Consider the following 15,298-nt stretch of genomic DNA (forward strand, 5'->3'; position numbering starts at 1 on the left):
AAATACAGGGATTGGGTCATGTCTGTTGGGACAGCGGAACGACAGCGCCGCCCATCGTTGTGATCTCACGTCTGAGGCGTGATGCGAGGTTAACGGCACCTGCGGTATCAGAGTGGACGAGGATCGATTGAACCGGCATTGGGATAACTTCGCCGGAGACGGTCGTGACAGTGGACTTGGTCAGCACGTCGATGACGCGTTCGGCCACCAGATCCAGATCATGGATCACAGCGCCTGCTTGGCCGCGGGGGGCCAATTGACCGTTTGACAGATAGCCACGATCCGCCAGAAACAGCCGGATCGCTCGACCACCCAGTTTCGATGCGGCCTCTTCCAACGCGCTGCCGGGAAGTACGAGAAAGGCGATCTCCGGGTCGAAGGCGAGCGATGCCGAAGCGACGGCCATTGCGATCTTTGGATCGCTGCTTGCCAGATTGCCCAATGCACCATGCGGATTCATGTGCGTGATACGGTGACCGGCCCGACGCGCCAATCCATCAAGGCCACCCAATTGATAGAGAATATGGGCTTCGAGTTCGGGGGGCGCCATGTCGATCTTGCGCCGCCCAAATCCCATGAGATCGGGAAAGCTGACATGCGCACCGAGGTCGACACCGTGCTCTTTGGCCAGCCGGATGGTGCGATCCATGATCATCGGATCGCCTGCATGATACCCACAGGCGACGTTCGCTGAACTGATGCACTGCATGAGGGCTTCATCGTCCGCGATCGTGTAGGCGCCGAAGCCTTCGCCCAAGTCTGAATTGATGTCGATTTTCATGTGGATACCGTCATGTAAAACAGGGGGTCGCCAAATCCGATCGGGTCGCCGATCTGGGGCGCTGCCCGAAGGATGTATCCCGAGGCCGGCGCTGGAACGGGAATGCGCAGCTTGCCCTGACAGACGTAGCCGAGCAGGTCGCCAAGCTGGACCGGATCGGCGAGATCCAATTCCGGCAGGCCGTCGTCAGCCCCCCTTGGAAGGAAGGTTCCGATTGCGCGGCTCTTGACCGGCAATTCCTCCACGCTGGCCGGCTGAGCGGGCGGTGGACTGTCGTCCTGTCGTGTTAGCAGATCTAGAACCAGCCGCAGGGACTGCTCGGGTGTTTCCAATTCAAGCGTGCAGGCGCCGGTATCGCGCATGGCTTGGATCAGTTGGTCAATTTCGGCTCGATCAAACATGTCAGCTCCAGCCAGCGATCTGTAGTGCGAACCTGCCTAGATCGCGGCGATATTCCTCTATGAGTTCAGCTTCTTCGCTGGCGGCTTTGGCCGCTGCGCTGAGGTCGATCATTTCAAAACGTACCGAGTCGCCAGGCCGGGCCTGTCCAAATTTCCAAAGGTCCTGCTCGATGACTGCTGCGATCTTTGGGTAACCGCCCATAGTTGCTGAGTCCGAAAGTTGGACGATCGGTTGGCCACCTCGCGGCACTTGAACGATGCCCGGCACGATTCCATGGGAGCGGAGTTCGCCCTCCGACGCGTTCTCTAGTATCGGCCCTTCGAGCCGGTAGCCCTGACGATTGCTCAAATTCGTCACCGAGTAGGGCTCGGACCAGAACGCGGCGATTGCGGATGGCGTGAAGTGATCGTGTTCGGCGGATGGCAATGCCCGGACGACTATGTCCGTGCTTTCGGAGGCCACGAGCGGTGGCAAGGCAAGACTGAGCCCGCCATGCGGTAACAGAGGTTGCGCAGTCGACTCGGCACGCAATTGATCTCCGCTCGCCAGTACGCGGCCATGATATCCACCGAAGGTTTCGCGCAATTGCGTGCTGCGAGAGCCGAGAACAACAGGGACGTCTATTCCGCCCGGCAGCGCGATATAGACCCTAGCACCGGACGTCATAGCGCCGAGCTCCAGTCGATCGCCCGGGTGAGCAAAACCGGCAAAGGCACGCGGCAACGCTGTGTCGTTCAGGCGAGCGTTGCAGGGAGCTCCGACTACGGCAAACGCGGTTTCTTTCTTGAATGTGAACCGCGCGGGCGTCATCGGGATTTCGAGCGTAGCGGCATCAATTTCGTTGCCGAGCATCATGTTGGCGATCTTGTGGCTGAGCGGGTCCATTGCCCCGGCACGCCCGAGCCCTTGCGGCCAATAGCCGTCGCGTCCCAAATCCTGGACGGTTGCGAGAGGTGGAATCGACACGACTTCAATCATGCCATCACCCCCACTGGCCGAAATCGGATGCGATCGCCCGGTTGCAGCAGGGCCGGAGGGCTTCGGTCCGGCTCGAAGAAGCTGACCTTTGCGCTGCCGATGGTATTCCAGCCGCTTGGTCCAGCCGAGGCCGAGACGCCGGTCTGAAGGCCGGCGACCGAAAGCGATCCTCCAGGCAGATTGGCAAGCGGGACCTTGCGGCGGGGGGTGTCAAGGCGCGGGTCAAGTCCGCCGAGATAGCAGTAGCCGGCGTGGCTACCGACGGCATAGACGGTGTAGTCTTGTGCACTGTGCAGCTTGATCACGGTGTCGATGGAAAGACCGGTCATTTCAGCGACGTCGGCCAGATGCGGACCGCCTTCGCCGCCGTAGGTCAGGTCGACCTCAAGCAACCTGCCATTGATCTCCAGACGCTGCGCGCTGACCCACAGGGATGTCAGGTCTTTCTGCAGTCGCGTGAGGTCTTGCGGCACGTCTGACAGAAGCAATGTCAGGTTTGTCATGCCAGGCACGGCTTGACTGACACCATCCCATTGTGATGCCTCTTTCGCGAGGGCCCAGACACGCTCCTGATGTGCAAGGTCGAATGGGCAGTTGGCTTCGAACAGTACCGCTCGGCTGCCAATCATTGAAAGCCTGGTATCAGACATTGCCAAGCTCCCGCGCCTCTAGCCAACGTTCCAAGTGATGAATGCTAACCCCTCCCGCAGAGAAACCGGCATCGTTCAGGAGCTGGCAATGCAATGGAGCGTTGGTCTTGACGCCTTCGATCCGCAGCTCGGCAAGGGCGCTGCGTGCGCGGTCGAGCGCCTCTTCGCGATTGGCACCGTGGGCGATGACCTTCGCGATCATGGAGTCGTAGTTGGCAGAAATCTCCGATCCGGTGCTCAGGTGAGAGTCCACTCGGATGCCGGGGCCACCCGACGCATGCATGAAAGCGATGTGACCGGGACTAGGAGCGAAGGTCGTAGGATCCTCAGCATTTATTCGGCACTCGATCGCGTGTCCGTGCAGCTGGACATCCTGCTGCTCGAATGGAAGGCGCGCACCTCGGGCAACATCGATCTGGAGCGCGACGATATCCAGCCCGGTCACCATCTCGGTCACAGGGTGTTCGACCTGAATGCGTGTGTTCATCTCGATGAAATAGAACTGGCCATCTTCGAAGAGGAATTCAAACGTGCCCGCGCCAACGTAGCCGATTTCCCGGCAAGACGCGGCGCAGCGCTCACCAATCTGAGCAATCAAGCTACGGTCGATACCTGGGGCAGGGGCCTCTTCTATCAGCTTTTGATGGCGGCGCTGCATTGAGCAATCCCGGTCGCCGAGCCAAAGTGCATTGCCATGCGAATCCGCAATGACCTGAATTTCGACATGTCGTGGTTTTTCGAGAAACTTCTCCAGATAGATATTCGGATTGCCGAAGAAGCGCTGAGCTTCTTGGGTTGTCATCATGAAGGCGTCGGCGATGTCTTCGGAGGACCTGACGATACGCATACCGCGACCACCACCGCCGCCGGCAGCTTTCAGAATGACCGGGTAGCCGATCTCATCGGCCGCGTTCTGGATTTGCTCGACGTCGTTCGGCAGGACGCTGTCAGGACCGGGAACGCAGGGCACGCCGCTCTTGAGCATCGCGTTTTTGGCTGCAACCTTGTCTCCCATGCGGCGCATGACGTCCGCGCTTGGTCCGATCAAAGTCAGGCCGGCATCGGCCACCGCCTCGGAGAATTCGGGGTTTTCTGACAGGAAGCCATAGCCGGGATGAACAAGCGTGGCGCCAGTGGCCTCGGCTGCCGCCAGCAGTGCAGGGATGTTTAGGTAGCTCTTCGATGCTGCCGCGGGCCCGATACAGATGGCGTCGTCTGCCAGTGACAGGTAGCGGGCTCCGCGATCAGCTTCGGAAAAGGCACATACCGATCGCAGGCCGAGGCGCCGGCAAGCACGAATGATCCGAAGGGCGATTTCGCCGCGATTTGCGATCAGGACGGTTTCAGCTTCTAGCGCGGTCATGTGCGCACCAGGATCAGGGGATCGCCCGCGGCCACGGACGCACCATCGTCAACAAGAATGGCGTCCACAATGCCTGCGACCGTGGCTGTGATGGAGGTCATCACCTTCATGGCTTCGATCATGCAAACCGTCTGTCCGTCACGAATGGTGTCGCCAATCGAAACGAATGGTTCGCTCTCGCCATCGCTGCGGAAATGGCAGATGCCGGCCATCGGGGCGACGACGGGGGCTGCAATGGCGGCGCTTTCGCCGTTTTTCTGGGGCTCTGCTGTGACCGGTCCATGTGGGGAGGCGGTTTCTGGTTGCGCCGGTGTTCGGCGCTCGATGCGAATACGTTCTCCCACGATGCTCCATTCGAAATCGGCCAAGCCACGCTCGGCAGCCCATTTCATTCTTTCAATTATGTCGTCGACTTCAAATGGCATGAAATTGCGGCACCTTAGGCGAATGTTCGTGTTGATTTGAAACCTAGCATTGCGGGACGGCAATGATGTCAGAGCGGTTTCAGATGACCGCATCGGGCATCGCAAAAGCTGATTACGTCAGACGGACGTGCTCTTACCGGAAGGCAGCCATGTGGATTATTCTGACCATGGAGTAGCCCCAGCGAGGGGCTCTATAGCTATTCAAGGAACAGGACTGACATGCCGCACATTATCACCAAGATTGATCGGGCTGACCCCACGGACGTCGCCGCGCTCTCGGTTTTTGGCAGCGCTACGATCCATGAGGCGCAGGGAAGGCTCGGGGCGCTCAGTTCCAAGATCAAACCGATCGACCGAAACATGTCCTTGTGCGGTCCGGCATTTACGGTCGTCTGCGCACCTCGCGACAACATCATGCTGCAATTGGCGATTCACTTTGCTCAGCCGGGTGACGTGATCGTTGTATCGGCGGGGGAATATGAGGAGGCGGGCAGCTTTGGAGACGTTTTGGGGAATGCCTGTGTCGCCAAGGGAATTGCCGGTGTCGTTACGGACACTGGTGTGCGCGATACTGCAGAACTGATCAAGTTGGGCCTACCCGTCTTTTCTCGCAGCATTTGTATCAAGGGTACGGTGAAAGAAACCCTCGGCCAGGTGAACGGTGAGATCATCGTTGGTGACGAGCTTATCCGTCCCGGCGACGTGATCCGTGGCGATGCAGACGGGCTCGTCATGGTGCGCAAGGAAGACGCTGCTGAAGTTGCAAAGAAATCCGCGGCGCGAGAGGCAGATGAAGCGGGTTTCATAGAGGCATACAAGTCCGGCCGCACGATTATCGACGTGTGCAACCTTGAAGCGGTCCTTCAAGCCAAGGGTTTGACGACAGACCTCTAAGCCGACTCGTGGTGCACCTTTCCAAGCGGTTGGGTGCACCGCAGATGACTGTCAGTGCAGGTTGGCGTCTCCGAAATCAGGCAGACATTTCCGATGCCAGCCGGACGAGGTGCTCTTGAACCACGATCGCCGCTTCCGAGAGCGGCAACTGTGCGGACACACAGATCGACATATTGACCTTCATATTAGGTTTATGAATGCGAACGCTGCGGGCTTCGGGAACTCGGCGCTGAACCGCGCGCGCGGCCGACTGCGGTAGGATAGTCGCGCCAAGGCCTTCGCCGATTGCGTTTGACAGAACCGAAATGGATTCGGTTTGCGCGATTGCATGTGCCGTCAATCCCGCACGCGCCAACGTGGTGTCGATGACTTGTCGAATGGTGTGAATCTTGCTTGGCAAAAGGAGGGGTTTTGCGATCGCCTCGGCGAGTGAAATCTCAGTAACGCCATCAAGCTGATCGGCTTCTGCAGTCACGAAATGCAGCTCTTCGGTGCAAATGCGCTTGAAAGAAAGGCTGGGTATGCTGCCAGGATCAAACAGAAGTGCCACATCCATCTTGCCTGTCATCACCAGCTCGCTGAGTGCGCCTCCGCCAACGTTCTCATTGATATAGAGAACGATGCCTGGATGGGCTTCCCGGATAGTCTTTATCAACTGCGCGGCGAGCAGCGACCCCAGTCCTAAAGGGGCGAGTCCGACAACGACTATGCCGGAGATTTCTTCAGAGGCGCTGGCGATCTCGAGTTCTGTCTGGTCGAGTTGCTTCAGGATCAGTTGACAGTGGCGGTACAAGACTTTCCCGGCTTCCGTCGGAACGACCCCTCTTTTCGATCTCAACAAGAGCGGCTTGCCAAAATGCGTCTCGAGCGCCGCGATCTGTTGGCTGAGCGCAGGCTGGGCGATATGCAAGATGGCCGAGGCGCGCGTGATGCTTCCGATGTCGACAATCTTTACAAAAGCGTTGAGACGTCTGATGTCCATGTCTATTCCATTGAGACGCTCTCCGGTTAGAGTTCGGGAGAACGACTGCCAGCATTTGTTCCAATTGCAACTTGGATCGAATTACCATCAATCCAACCTCGTTGCACGAAGTTGATTGCCGTTGGTGTTCAGGAGGGCAGAGTGCGAGGGTCGCTGTCACCCCAATCAGCTAGGGTGGGCGACCACTCGCAGATGAAGGCATTGTGCGGCGACTTGGCGGCCTCATTGCCTCTGGCGTTTGACCGGCTCCTCCCGAATTTTGGAGGGCCGGCCCTCAGCCAAGGTCAATAACTGCCAGTGCTGTCGACAGATCTTGGGCAAGCCCAAAAGGGCCTGCAATCAGAGGATGGATCGAAGATACTGCAATGAGGTCGGGAAATCCTCGTCCATTTGCGGTTCGCACTTTGCTTCGATAGTCAAAGTGCCCTTGTAGTTGTCCGCCTTCAGTGCGTCGATCTGGCCCTTGATGTCGGTCTTTCCCTTGCCGAAATGCTGCCAGACCATACGCCCATCGATGAACTGACCGTCCTTTAGATGCACGTTTCGAATAAAGGGCTTCAGCTTCTGATACCCTCCCATGAAGTGTACAGGCTCGGCCTCATAGAGATTTCCGACATCCCAGACATAACCGAAATCAGGGTGGTCCACTGCCTCGAGAAGTGCGAGGCAGTTGTCTGCGGTATCGGCCCATGACCCGGGGAAGTTTTCCAGTTGCACGGTGAAGCCGCGGGCGGCGGCCAGCTCTGTCGTTTCGCGTAGAATCTCGACCACCTTGGCAAAGCTGTCGGGACCATCTGTGGGCTCGCGCATAACGCCAAACGTTACCAGTGTCTTGACGCCGATCGACTCGGCCAAATCCATACTCATCGTGGCCAGTTGGCCGCGGTGGATTTTCATCAGGTCGTGGGTCAGCCCGGTCTTGAAGAGTCCCGGAGATACGGTGGTGAAGTTGATCCCATACTCGGTTCCGTATTTGCGCAAGCGGTCCCAAGCCTCCGCTTCGACAATCGGATAGCGTTTGGCCTCGACCATGCGTATCTCAACCGTGCTTACACCCTGTTCAAGAGCCGTCTCGAAAATGCGGGGGAAGGCGTCGTGGGAACGGTCGGGCAAAACTTCGTCGGTGACTGTGGCCAGTATCATTGGAACCTACTTCATTGATTGGCGGCAGCTTTTCAGGTGCCAGTGAGGAACGCCCGGACTCCGGGCGTTCGCAGGGTTATCCTTTGATCGCGCCGGAGGTCATGCCCCGGACCAGCGATTTCTGCAAAAGGAGATACACGATCAAGCTCGGGATCAGGGCGAGGAAGGCTCCTGCAAGGAGGGCGCCTGTTCCAACCTCGACGTCCGCTCTCAGACTGCGAAGGATGACAGTGATCGTATAGTCCTCTGTTCTGTTTGCGGCAACGAGCGGCAGCAAATACTGATCCCATATGCCGTTGAACCCGAAGATCGCCACGACGCCGAGCGCAGGGAGGCACATCGGCAAGATGACCTGCACCAGAATTCTGAATTCGCTGGCCCCGTCAATGCGGGCCGCTTCGATGATCTCTTCGGGGATATCGCGCATGAACGCCGCCATCACGAGGATCGAGAAGGCCGAAGCCGCGACCGGCAGGATGATTGCAAAGACGGTTCCCCGTATGCTGATACCCAAGAGCGGAAGGTCGCCAAGCACGACGGCCAGCGGAACGGCGACGACTTCTTCTGGCAACATCATGGTCGCAAGGAAAACCCCCAATACGACGGTTTGACCATAGAACTTGCGGCGGGCCAGGGCGTAGCCAGCCGTGACGGCGACAGCGATCTGAAGGGTCAAGCCAAAGCCCGCGATGAAGAGTGAATTAGCAAAGTACCCCCAGATCCCGCGTCCCGTCGCCACCCGGAAGTTCTCGAGGCTTGGATTGTGCGGCCATAGGGTAAGCGCCGTGGGGTCGGGATTGAGGTCGAATGCGCCGACGATAATCGTCAGGATCGGACCGGCAAAGATGAACAGGAGGATCGCACAGAGGACGGCACGAACCAGCATCGAGCGCGTGTCGCCGACCGCCCAGCCGAATGCGGTGTCGAGCGTTCCTTCGACACTTGTCTGGCGGCGTTTCTTGCGGAGAGCGGGCGTCGACATGTTAGCGGTCCTCCTTGTTGCGGGTAAAGTAGATCGCCACAACTGTCAGCAGGACCGACGCGATCAGGAGTAGTATCGAGGCAGCCGATGCGACGCCTAGATTGTTGCGCTCGAAGCCCTGAGTGTAGATTTGTGTCATCCAGACTTGGGTAGAACCTGCGGGTCCGCCACCCGTGAGAACCCAGACATCGGTAAAGATCCGGAGGGCGCGCACAGCCGCGAGAATCGAGACGATCATGATCGCGGGCCGCAATGCGGGAATGGTGATACTCACGATCCGGTGCCGCAGCCGCGCCCCGTCAATGGCGGCAGCCTCATAGAGAGTTCTGTCGACACCGGCGAGTCCGGCCAGAAAGATGACCATGTAGTAGGGGGCGCTCGACCATATCCCGACGGTCATCACGGCGTAGAGTGCCACCGACGTGTCCTCAAGATAGCGGATTGGGTCGATGCCCACCAAGCCAAGGACCTTGTTCATGAAGCCGTCCGGGGACGGGAAGTAGATAATTCGCCAGATTTCGCCCACAACCGCCGAGGCCGTCACCACGGGAAGGAATACCGCCGTTCTGACGAACCAAAGACTGCGCGATGGGCCCTCCAACAGAAGTGCGAGGATGAAGCCGACCAGGACAGCTCCGAAAGATTGGCCGACCCCCAAGACAAGGGTGTTGGAAACCGCTTGGTGAAACCGGCTATTGGTCAGGACCGTTGCGTAGTTCTCCCAGCCAACCCATTGATTGCCAAGGAACGGGCTGACTTCCTGAAAACTCATCCGGATGCCGGCGGCCATAGGAACAAATTTGAAAAAGATAAAAAGGAGCAGCGCTGGCGCGAGAAAAATCCACGCCGACCACCAACGTGATTGGGATCTGACACGATTGCGACGCGGAGCTGAAGGTGGGGAGGCACCTTCAGCAAGTGTCGCAGGCGGTGTTAAAGCGCTGCTCGAGTGGGTCATTTCAGTGCGTTCACGGCGTCGAGTTCGTCTGCGATCAGCCCTGCAAGCACGTCGAGTTGCTCGACGACATCGTCATTGCATTGCGAGAACAAGGTCTGAAACGTCTCGGCGATTTCCAAGCGGGCGGCTGTGAAATCAATATCCGACGGCATCAGTTCGGACATCTCGAGCTGCTCTGCAACGGTGACAAACCGTTCGTCTCCGTAGATCTCGGCCGCGTTCAGGTTGACGTTGACCGGCAGCCGAACGACAGGTTGGCCGGGCGCGGTCATGCCGAGGGTTTGCCCTTCTTCACTTATCAGGAACTCGGCCAGTGCCTTTTGCGCCTCGGGCATCGTTGTTGTCGAGCCAAAATAGATGCTGGTGCGTTCCGTCAAAGTGGTGCTGCCTGCCGATCCGGCCGGAGCGATGATGATCTCAAGGTTCTCGGCACCAATCTTGTCGGTGAAGCTGGTGATGGCATAGGGGCCGGTTTGATAAATGCCGGCTTGGCCTTCGGCGAAGAAGGGCGTCGCACTGGCATTTGTCATCGCTCCGGGCTGGGCGAGGTTCGGATCGCCGCAGAACGCATCGTACAACCATTCGACGGCTGCCACGCCTTCCGGATTGTTGATGGTGACTTCGTATTTTCCGTCGCCGCCTTCGACATAATGCGCGCCCTGCTGGGCGAGATAGGAGAACATCCACCAGGCAAAGAAGCCGCGGTTGGTCGTTCCCGGAACCGCCATTCCGTAGGTATCGCCATCGACACCGTTTCCGTCGGGATCGCCGGTGGCAAAGGCTGTCGCGAGCGCAATCAATTCCTCATGCGTTGTCGGCACATCAAAACCGAGGTTCTCGCGCCAGTCCTTGCGAACGAACGTGATCTGCGCGTGTTGGCTGAATGGCACGCCGTATGTCGAGCCATCGGCCATACGCACCGAATCCCACGAAACATCGGAGACTTCATCGTGGCCTGCCAGAGAGGTCGGGTCGATCGGCAGGATCCAACCCGCGTTCGCATAGGCTGCCATGCTGGATTGGTCATAGATCAAGACATCAGGCAGATCGCGTGCGGCGACGCGTGCCTGAAGCTGTGTATCGAACTGGAGCGCCGTGAGATACTCCACAGGAATGCCGGTCTTCTCCGTGAAGGCTTCAAAAACAGCTTCGTAGGTTGCGGCGGCTTGTGGTCCGCTGCGGGACCAAACCTCAAGTGCTTCCTGCGCGTACCCGGCGGTCGTGGTGGCGAGGAGTGTTGCCAAGACGGTGCCCGAGCATTTCAAGCGGCCAGTTTGGCGTTGCTTCTCTGCAATATGCTGTTTCATTACCTTCTCCAGTGTTGGTGGTGAACTTGCGTTCTTGGTTATTGGCTTATGATCTTGGAAACGTTTGGCGTCGCCGCGCTATGATGTTCAATCCGGCAACGCTTGATCGGGGTAGCGGGCGGTGCCCTCGTGATTGAACAGGATGGCTTGTGCGGGTTCGAATTCGAAACGCGCCTGCGCGCCGTGTTCAAATTTCTCGTCGCGACCCAGCACCGCAAGCAGGGATGTGCCATCTTCGGTTTTGCAATTGAGGATCGTTTCGCTGCCCAACCGCTCGGTCATTTCGATTGTTCCTTTAACTGGACCCTGCGGAGAATAGTCCAAATCCTGGGGCCGGATGCCGAGGGTCATCTGGTCTCCGATCTCGATACCCGAAGGATCCGTGGGGACACTTACCCGCTCGATTGTCACACCTTCCACGTCGACATGGCCTGCGCTGCGTGCGACCACGGTGACCGGGAAGAAATTCATTTTCGGGCTGCCGATGAAGCCTGCAACGAACAGGTTGGCAGGCCGCTGATAAAGATCAATCGGCTCGCCAACCTGCTGAACGATCCCGGCATCCAACACCACGATCTTGTCTGCCAGTGTCATGGCTTCGACTTGATCATGCGTCACATAGATCATGGTCGCACCAAGCGTGCGGTGTAGAGCGGACAACTCCATTCGCATTTCGACACGAAGTGCGGCATCGAGGTTTGATAGCGGTTCATCGAAGAGAAAGACCTGCGGCTCGCGGACAATCGCCCGGCCGATCGCGACGCGTTGCCGCTGCCCGCCCGAAAGCTGTGAAGGCTTTCGTTTCAGCAAGTGTTCAATCTGCAGGATCCGCGCGGCGTTCTGCACCTTCTGCTCTCGCTCTTCCTTGGAATAGCCCGAGATCTTCAGGTTGAAAGCAATGTTGTCGGATACGGTCATATGGGGATAGAGGGCGTATGATTGGAACACCATGGCGATCCCGCGATCCCCGGGATGAATGTCGTTACACAATTCATCCCCTATCCAAAGCTCTCCCTCGGTAATGTTCTCGAGGCCTGCGATCATACGTAGAAGTGTTGATTTGCCACAGCCGGATGGACCGACAAAGACGACGAATTCGCCCTTGTTGACATCCAGGTCCACCCCTTTGATGACTTCGGTGGACCCGTAGGTCTTTCGAACTTTGGAGAGTCTGAGTTCAGCCATGGGCCCTGCTATTTTTGATTATGCCGGATGTCTTGAGCATGCCGCCGTTGCAGTTGAGGCTAGCAGCGCATTTCAATTGCTGCCTCATATCTTGTCGTAATCACGCCAGTGATTTTTTTTATGTAGCGGTCATGGTTGCAAGCTTAAGTTCGATATCCAGAGGGCATTCCCAAGAGGAAGTCAGCCGCAACTTTTCATATCGAAAACACCAGATATCCCAAGAAGATCCGGGTTGGAAGTGCTTGCTCGACTAGCCGGGATGAAGCGGGCGGTGGTGGTGAAAGGCTGCAAAATCAGATAGTTGTCTGGAATTTGGCACGTTGGTGGCTTGGTCGTCTCGCACCGTTCATCTCCAAAACATCTGAACAATGTAGCTGCGGGCAAAGCCATGAATCCGGGGCCGCGGCAGTCCTTTGCCGCCGCCGGCTGCCCTACATGATGCGGCTCAACAATAGTGCTTTGTTGCCGCTGGACCCTGATCAGAAAACGGGCAGAGACCTTCAATGCCCCTGCGTGACTACGGATGAAGCTCCGACGAACTGAGCCAATCCCGCCGGAAACCAGTAGCCTTGTGTCTGGCAGAAAAGTCCAAAAACGGCTGCCAGGTTACTGCCATTCGACCGACGCGTCTCGTCAAGCTCCCATATAGAGCCTTCTGGAGATCTGATCCTCGAGACTCAGCCAACGACGACCGGACTCGTCAGATGCGCGATGTTCTGCGGCGCGCATACGTAGTATAGTTAGTCGATCCGGATCCATGACCTGATAGGCGTCCAGTTCTTCAGCGATCTCCACGAACGCCTTGGCCGCGTCCAATCCGCCAAGGCGCGGCGCCATATCTCGTTTGATGAAGTCATCCCAAGACAGATCCGGCGACCAGGAAAACCGAGCGAAGGCCAGATATGAGAATTCGACAGTCGCATGATAGGGTGACGGTTCCCCCCACACCGTCAGCCCCCTCATGCCCGTCTGGTGGGACAAAGCGGTCATGTCTGCGAAAGCACGGCCGTTAAAGGCATAGCGCTCGGTGCGCTCATCCCCGTTCCATTGGCAGGCGAACTGGCAGCGCAACACATTCGGCTGCATCGGGAGCGCACGCACGTAGTCACCGGTCAGTTCCGATTGAATGCGGCTCCAGTAGCTTCGATTGGTCGTGTGTTGATAGATGCCACCTTTCGGCAGCTTCTTCTGTGCTTCGTGGGCCACCGGATCCAACAGGTTATCCCATTGAATTTCCGAATAGATCCACAGGTCCGGCTTGATCGACTTGGCGCGCTCGTAAAGGATTGGAAAATTCTCGGCCATGTCGGTATGCGACCAGTAGTCGCCGAAGGTGTCGGCTCGTCTGGCTGCTTCTTGCGGGTTGTCGCGCCGCAATGTGCAGCGCTCACAGCCGCAAACGCCGTAGTCGCCCGCTTCAATGTTGATGCCCCCAATGTCAAAAGTCTCGCTGAGCCACGCCACGCCGTCGGACATCCAGCGGATCGTCTCTGGCGCAGACGGACATGCCGACAACGTATAGTCGGACTTTGGGAAATTAAGCGGGAAGGCAAGATCCGCAATCTGAAATCCGACACCTCTTTCAAGAGTCGCAGCATGCTGAGGATTGTCCTTGAGCCAGGTTGCGAGGTTCCAAGGTGAGTCCCCCTCCCAGTAAACACCGCCATAGCTTCCGATCGCGATACCCGGAATAATCCGGACACCACGTTCCGTAGCATATCGGCAAAGCTCTTGGGCCGACTCGATGCCGCCGTGCGAATCCCTCAAGAACCCATAGATGACGATTGCGGAGATCTTATTCTGAGAGCAGAAGTCGACACATCTCTGGTAGTCTGCGAGAAAGCCACCAGGGGGTTTCCCATAGGGGTTGAAGACGCCGATCTCTTGTTGCCCGATCTGGCTGATCTCCCAATTCGTCGAATGATCCCAGGTCCAGAACGTGCGGTAAGCAAGGCCAGGGCTCTCGTCGATGTCTGCATCGGGCAGTCGCAGCCGGCCGGGGTGGCTCCCACCCAGCGCGATGAGTTCCTCAACGCCGAATATCACGCCGGAGAAAGGGCCCCCCGTAACCGTCAACGACATTTCGGACCGCTCAATACGATAGCTGCCTTCAGGGCGTTTATTGTCCGTCTGCAATGTGAGGCAAGGGCCGTCGCCGCTGCCGTCGACCCACTCGATCTCGGGAAAACTCGCCCGCAAACGACGGAGGGCGTGCGGGTATTTGTCGTGGCCGCGGACGAAGACCCGGCCTGAAAAATATTGGGGCAAAGTGTGTCTCCTCAAAACGGTAGGGCCAAAGTGCTCGCTAAACGGTTTCGTCGCGCCGCACATATGATCGGAGAGGGGGGGCACTGATCTACGATTGTCCACATTGCCGGCGGTCCCGTGCGGGCCGCCCCCGATATGAACATGATCCTCTCGTCTGGCACATCGCGGGTCTTAGAAACTACAGGTCGTCCTCTGCGTCTGTGACATCGATTCCCAGCGCCTCCAATCCACTCTCGAGATGCTCCGCCAATCCGGGTATGCCTGACAAATAACGTTCTGTCGGTGCTGACGCCTCGCGCCGGGCTTCGCTCTTGGCTTCCTCAAGTTCATCGGCCTCAAAGCTGCCGCGCCCGATCCACATCACCGCGACCAAGCTCACCTTTTCATCGTCATTGAGGCCGGAAATATAGTCTGCCAGCTTGACACTGTCCGGCCCGTATTCACGGGTCAGCATTATGACTCTGACAACTTTGCCCGTACTGATCTCGATCATGCATTCATCTCCCTTGTATCGAATTCTGAAACGTCTGGGGGCGCGACTGCAAGCCCAAATGCAATGGGCGCATGGATTGCGTTGGAAACTTGCCGGAAGAAGGAGCTGCGATCATTTGGCGCTGAATATTCGGAGCGGTACATCTGTTGCATCGTAGCGCACATAGACAGGGCTCTAGACCTATGTCGACCGCTTATAAATCAAAGCTGACTTACGGGCGTCGTCCAGACCGACCTCCAAGTCGTTGGTGGCTGATGCACTGTCGATCGAATTGTCCTGCCATTGAGGCGAGTTCTGCCCAAACGCGGAAGATTCTCTTAATACGTACTCCCAAGTGTCAGGACCCAACAATCGGTTTGGGGCCGCCCGGCCTGCGTGAGTCAAGCTCCCGAACTGACGGGGGTGATGATGAGCAACCTTTTCTGACTGACCGACGAGCAGATTGAGCGGTTGAAGCCGTTCTTTCCGAAGAGCCATGGCAAGCCGC

General features: G+C 57.8%; 15 protein-coding genes. 1 reads left to right on the forward strand and 14 read right to left on the reverse strand.

The annotated features are described in order from the left end of the window. Positions 1-16: 16 nt before the first annotated feature. From LOM8899_RS21690 to LOM8899_RS21715, 6 genes are read right to left on the reverse strand one after another with little or no spacing between them, the layout of a single operon-like run. The gene (locus tag LOM8899_RS21690; protein WP_093994341.1) at positions 17-781 is read right to left on the reverse strand and encodes a LamB/YcsF family protein; all 765 of its coding nucleotides are present in this window, start codon (positions 779-781) and stop codon (positions 17-19) included. Next, the gene (locus tag LOM8899_RS21695; protein WP_093994342.1) at positions 778-1,182 is read right to left on the reverse strand and encodes a hypothetical protein; all 405 of its coding nucleotides are present in this window, start codon (positions 1,180-1,182) and stop codon (positions 778-780) included. The genes LOM8899_RS21690 and LOM8899_RS21695 overlap by 4 nt, the downstream gene beginning before the upstream one ends. Position 1,183: 1 nt before the next feature. Then, complete coding sequence (locus LOM8899_RS21700; protein WP_093994343.1) at positions 1,184-2,161, reverse strand: 5-oxoprolinase subunit C family protein; 978 nt, start codon at positions 2,159-2,161, stop codon at positions 1,184-1,186. Beyond that, complete coding sequence (gene pxpB / locus LOM8899_RS21705; protein WP_093994344.1) at positions 2,158-2,811, reverse strand: 5-oxoprolinase subunit PxpB; 654 nt, start codon at positions 2,809-2,811, stop codon at positions 2,158-2,160. The genes LOM8899_RS21700 and pxpB overlap by 4 nt, the downstream gene beginning before the upstream one ends. Continuing rightward, a complete protein-coding gene (accC, locus tag LOM8899_RS21710) occupies positions 2,804-4,174 on the reverse strand; it encodes an acetyl-CoA carboxylase biotin carboxylase subunit (protein ID WP_093994345.1) in 1,371 nt (456 codons plus the stop codon). Before accC ends, pxpB begins: the two co-directional genes overlap by 8 nt. After that, a complete protein-coding gene (locus LOM8899_RS21715) occupies positions 4,171-4,542 on the reverse strand; it encodes an acetyl-CoA carboxylase biotin carboxyl carrier protein (RefSeq protein WP_168770626.1) in 372 nt (123 codons plus the stop codon). The genes accC and LOM8899_RS21715 overlap by 4 nt, the downstream gene beginning before the upstream one ends. A 276-nt stretch (positions 4,543-4,818) precedes the next feature. Between LOM8899_RS21715 and LOM8899_RS21720 the strand changes: the two genes are divergently transcribed. Continuing rightward, entirely contained in the window at positions 4,819-5,493 is a 675-nt protein-coding gene (locus LOM8899_RS21720; RefSeq protein ID WP_093994347.1) for a 4-carboxy-4-hydroxy-2-oxoadipate aldolase/oxaloacetate decarboxylase, read from the forward strand. 76 nt (positions 5,494-5,569) lie between these two features. Here the strand turns inward: LOM8899_RS21720 and LOM8899_RS21725 are convergent, their stop codons facing one another. From LOM8899_RS21725 to LOM8899_RS21760, 8 genes are all read right to left on the reverse strand, one after another. Continuing rightward, on the reverse strand, positions 5,570-6,475 hold the full coding sequence (locus LOM8899_RS21725) for a LysR substrate-binding domain-containing protein (protein ID WP_093994348.1): 906 nt from the start codon (positions 6,473-6,475) through the stop codon (positions 5,570-5,572). A 339-nt stretch (positions 6,476-6,814) separates the two neighbouring features. After that, positions 6,815-7,618: a sugar phosphate isomerase/epimerase family protein gene (locus LOM8899_RS21730; protein ID WP_093994349.1), complete on the reverse strand. Its 804-nt coding sequence runs from the start codon at positions 7,616-7,618 to the stop codon at positions 6,815-6,817. A gap of 76 nt (positions 7,619-7,694) precedes the next feature. Then, entirely contained in the window at positions 7,695-8,600 is a 906-nt protein-coding gene (locus LOM8899_RS21735) for a carbohydrate ABC transporter permease (RefSeq protein WP_093994350.1), read from the reverse strand. A gap of 1 nt (position 8,601) precedes the next feature. After that, positions 8,602-9,372: a carbohydrate ABC transporter permease gene (locus LOM8899_RS21740; RefSeq protein WP_245820710.1), complete on the reverse strand. Its 771-nt coding sequence runs from the start codon at positions 9,370-9,372 to the stop codon at positions 8,602-8,604. Between the two features lie 182 nt (positions 9,373-9,554). After that, positions 9,555-10,865 carry an extracellular solute-binding protein gene (locus tag LOM8899_RS21745; RefSeq protein WP_093994352.1) on the reverse strand — a complete coding sequence of 437 codons (1,311 nt, stop codon included), beginning with the start codon at positions 10,863-10,865 and terminating at the stop codon, positions 9,555-9,557. A gap of 87 nt (positions 10,866-10,952) precedes the next feature. Then, the gene (locus LOM8899_RS21750; protein ID WP_093994353.1) at positions 10,953-12,050 is read right to left on the reverse strand and encodes an ABC transporter ATP-binding protein; all 1,098 of its coding nucleotides are present in this window, start codon (positions 12,048-12,050) and stop codon (positions 10,953-10,955) included. A gap of 633 nt (positions 12,051-12,683) precedes the next feature. Beyond that, positions 12,684-14,318: a hypothetical protein gene (locus LOM8899_RS21755; RefSeq protein ID WP_093994354.1), complete on the reverse strand. Its 1,635-nt coding sequence runs from the start codon at positions 14,316-14,318 to the stop codon at positions 12,684-12,686. 178 nt (positions 14,319-14,496) lie between these two features. After that, a complete protein-coding gene (locus tag LOM8899_RS21760; protein ID WP_093994355.1) occupies positions 14,497-14,811 on the reverse strand; it encodes a DUF3775 domain-containing protein in 315 nt (104 codons plus the stop codon). Between the last annotated feature and the right edge of the window lie 487 nt (positions 14,812-15,298).

The sequence above is a fragment of the Flavimaricola marinus genome (genome assembly GCF_900184895.1).
Classification (GTDB): Bacteria; Pseudomonadota; Alphaproteobacteria; order Rhodobacterales; family Rhodobacteraceae; genus Flavimaricola; species Flavimaricola marinus.

What these genes read in the sequence shown, in the direction of transcription:
- LOM8899_RS21690 (WP_093994341.1), bottom strand. Translation starts at nt 781, where the DNA reads ATGAAAATCGACATCAATTCAGACTTGGGCGAAGGCTTCGGCGCCTAC.
- LOM8899_RS21695 (WP_093994342.1), bottom strand. Translation starts at nt 1,182, where the DNA reads ATGTTTGATCGAGCCGAAATTGACCAACTGATCCAAGCCATGCGCGAT.
- LOM8899_RS21700 (WP_093994343.1), bottom strand. Translation starts at nt 2,161, where the DNA reads ATGATTGAAGTCGTGTCGATTCCACCTCTCGCAACCGTCCAGGATTTG.
- pxpB (WP_093994344.1), bottom strand. Translation starts at nt 2,811, where the DNA reads ATGTCTGATACCAGGCTTTCAATGATTGGCAGCCGAGCGGTACTGTTC.
- accC (WP_093994345.1), bottom strand. Translation starts at nt 4,174, where the DNA reads ATGACCGCGCTAGAAGCTGAAACCGTCCTGATCGCAAATCGCGGCGAA.
- LOM8899_RS21720 (WP_093994347.1), top strand. Translation starts at nt 4,819, where the DNA reads ATGCCGCACATTATCACCAAGATTGATCGGGCTGACCCCACGGACGTC.
- LOM8899_RS21725 (WP_093994348.1), bottom strand. Translation starts at nt 6,475, where the DNA reads ATGGACATCAGACGTCTCAACGCTTTTGTAAAGATTGTCGACATCGGA.
- LOM8899_RS21730 (WP_093994349.1), bottom strand. Translation starts at nt 7,618, where the DNA reads ATGATACTGGCCACAGTCACCGACGAAGTTTTGCCCGACCGTTCCCAC.
- LOM8899_RS21735 (WP_093994350.1), bottom strand. Translation starts at nt 8,600, where the DNA reads ATGTCGACGCCCGCTCTCCGCAAGAAACGCCGCCAGACAAGTGTCGAA.
- LOM8899_RS21740 (WP_245820710.1), bottom strand. Translation starts at nt 9,372, where the DNA reads ATGAGTTTTCAGGAAGTCAGCCCGTTCCTTGGCAATCAATGGGTTGGC.
- LOM8899_RS21745 (WP_093994352.1), bottom strand. Translation starts at nt 10,865, where the DNA reads ATGAAACAGCATATTGCAGAGAAGCAACGCCAAACTGGCCGCTTGAAA.
- LOM8899_RS21750 (WP_093994353.1), bottom strand. Translation starts at nt 12,050, where the DNA reads ATGGCTGAACTCAGACTCTCCAAAGTTCGAAAGACCTACGGGTCCACC.
- LOM8899_RS21760 (WP_093994355.1), bottom strand. Translation starts at nt 14,811, where the DNA reads ATGATCGAGATCAGTACGGGCAAAGTTGTCAGAGTCATAATGCTGACC.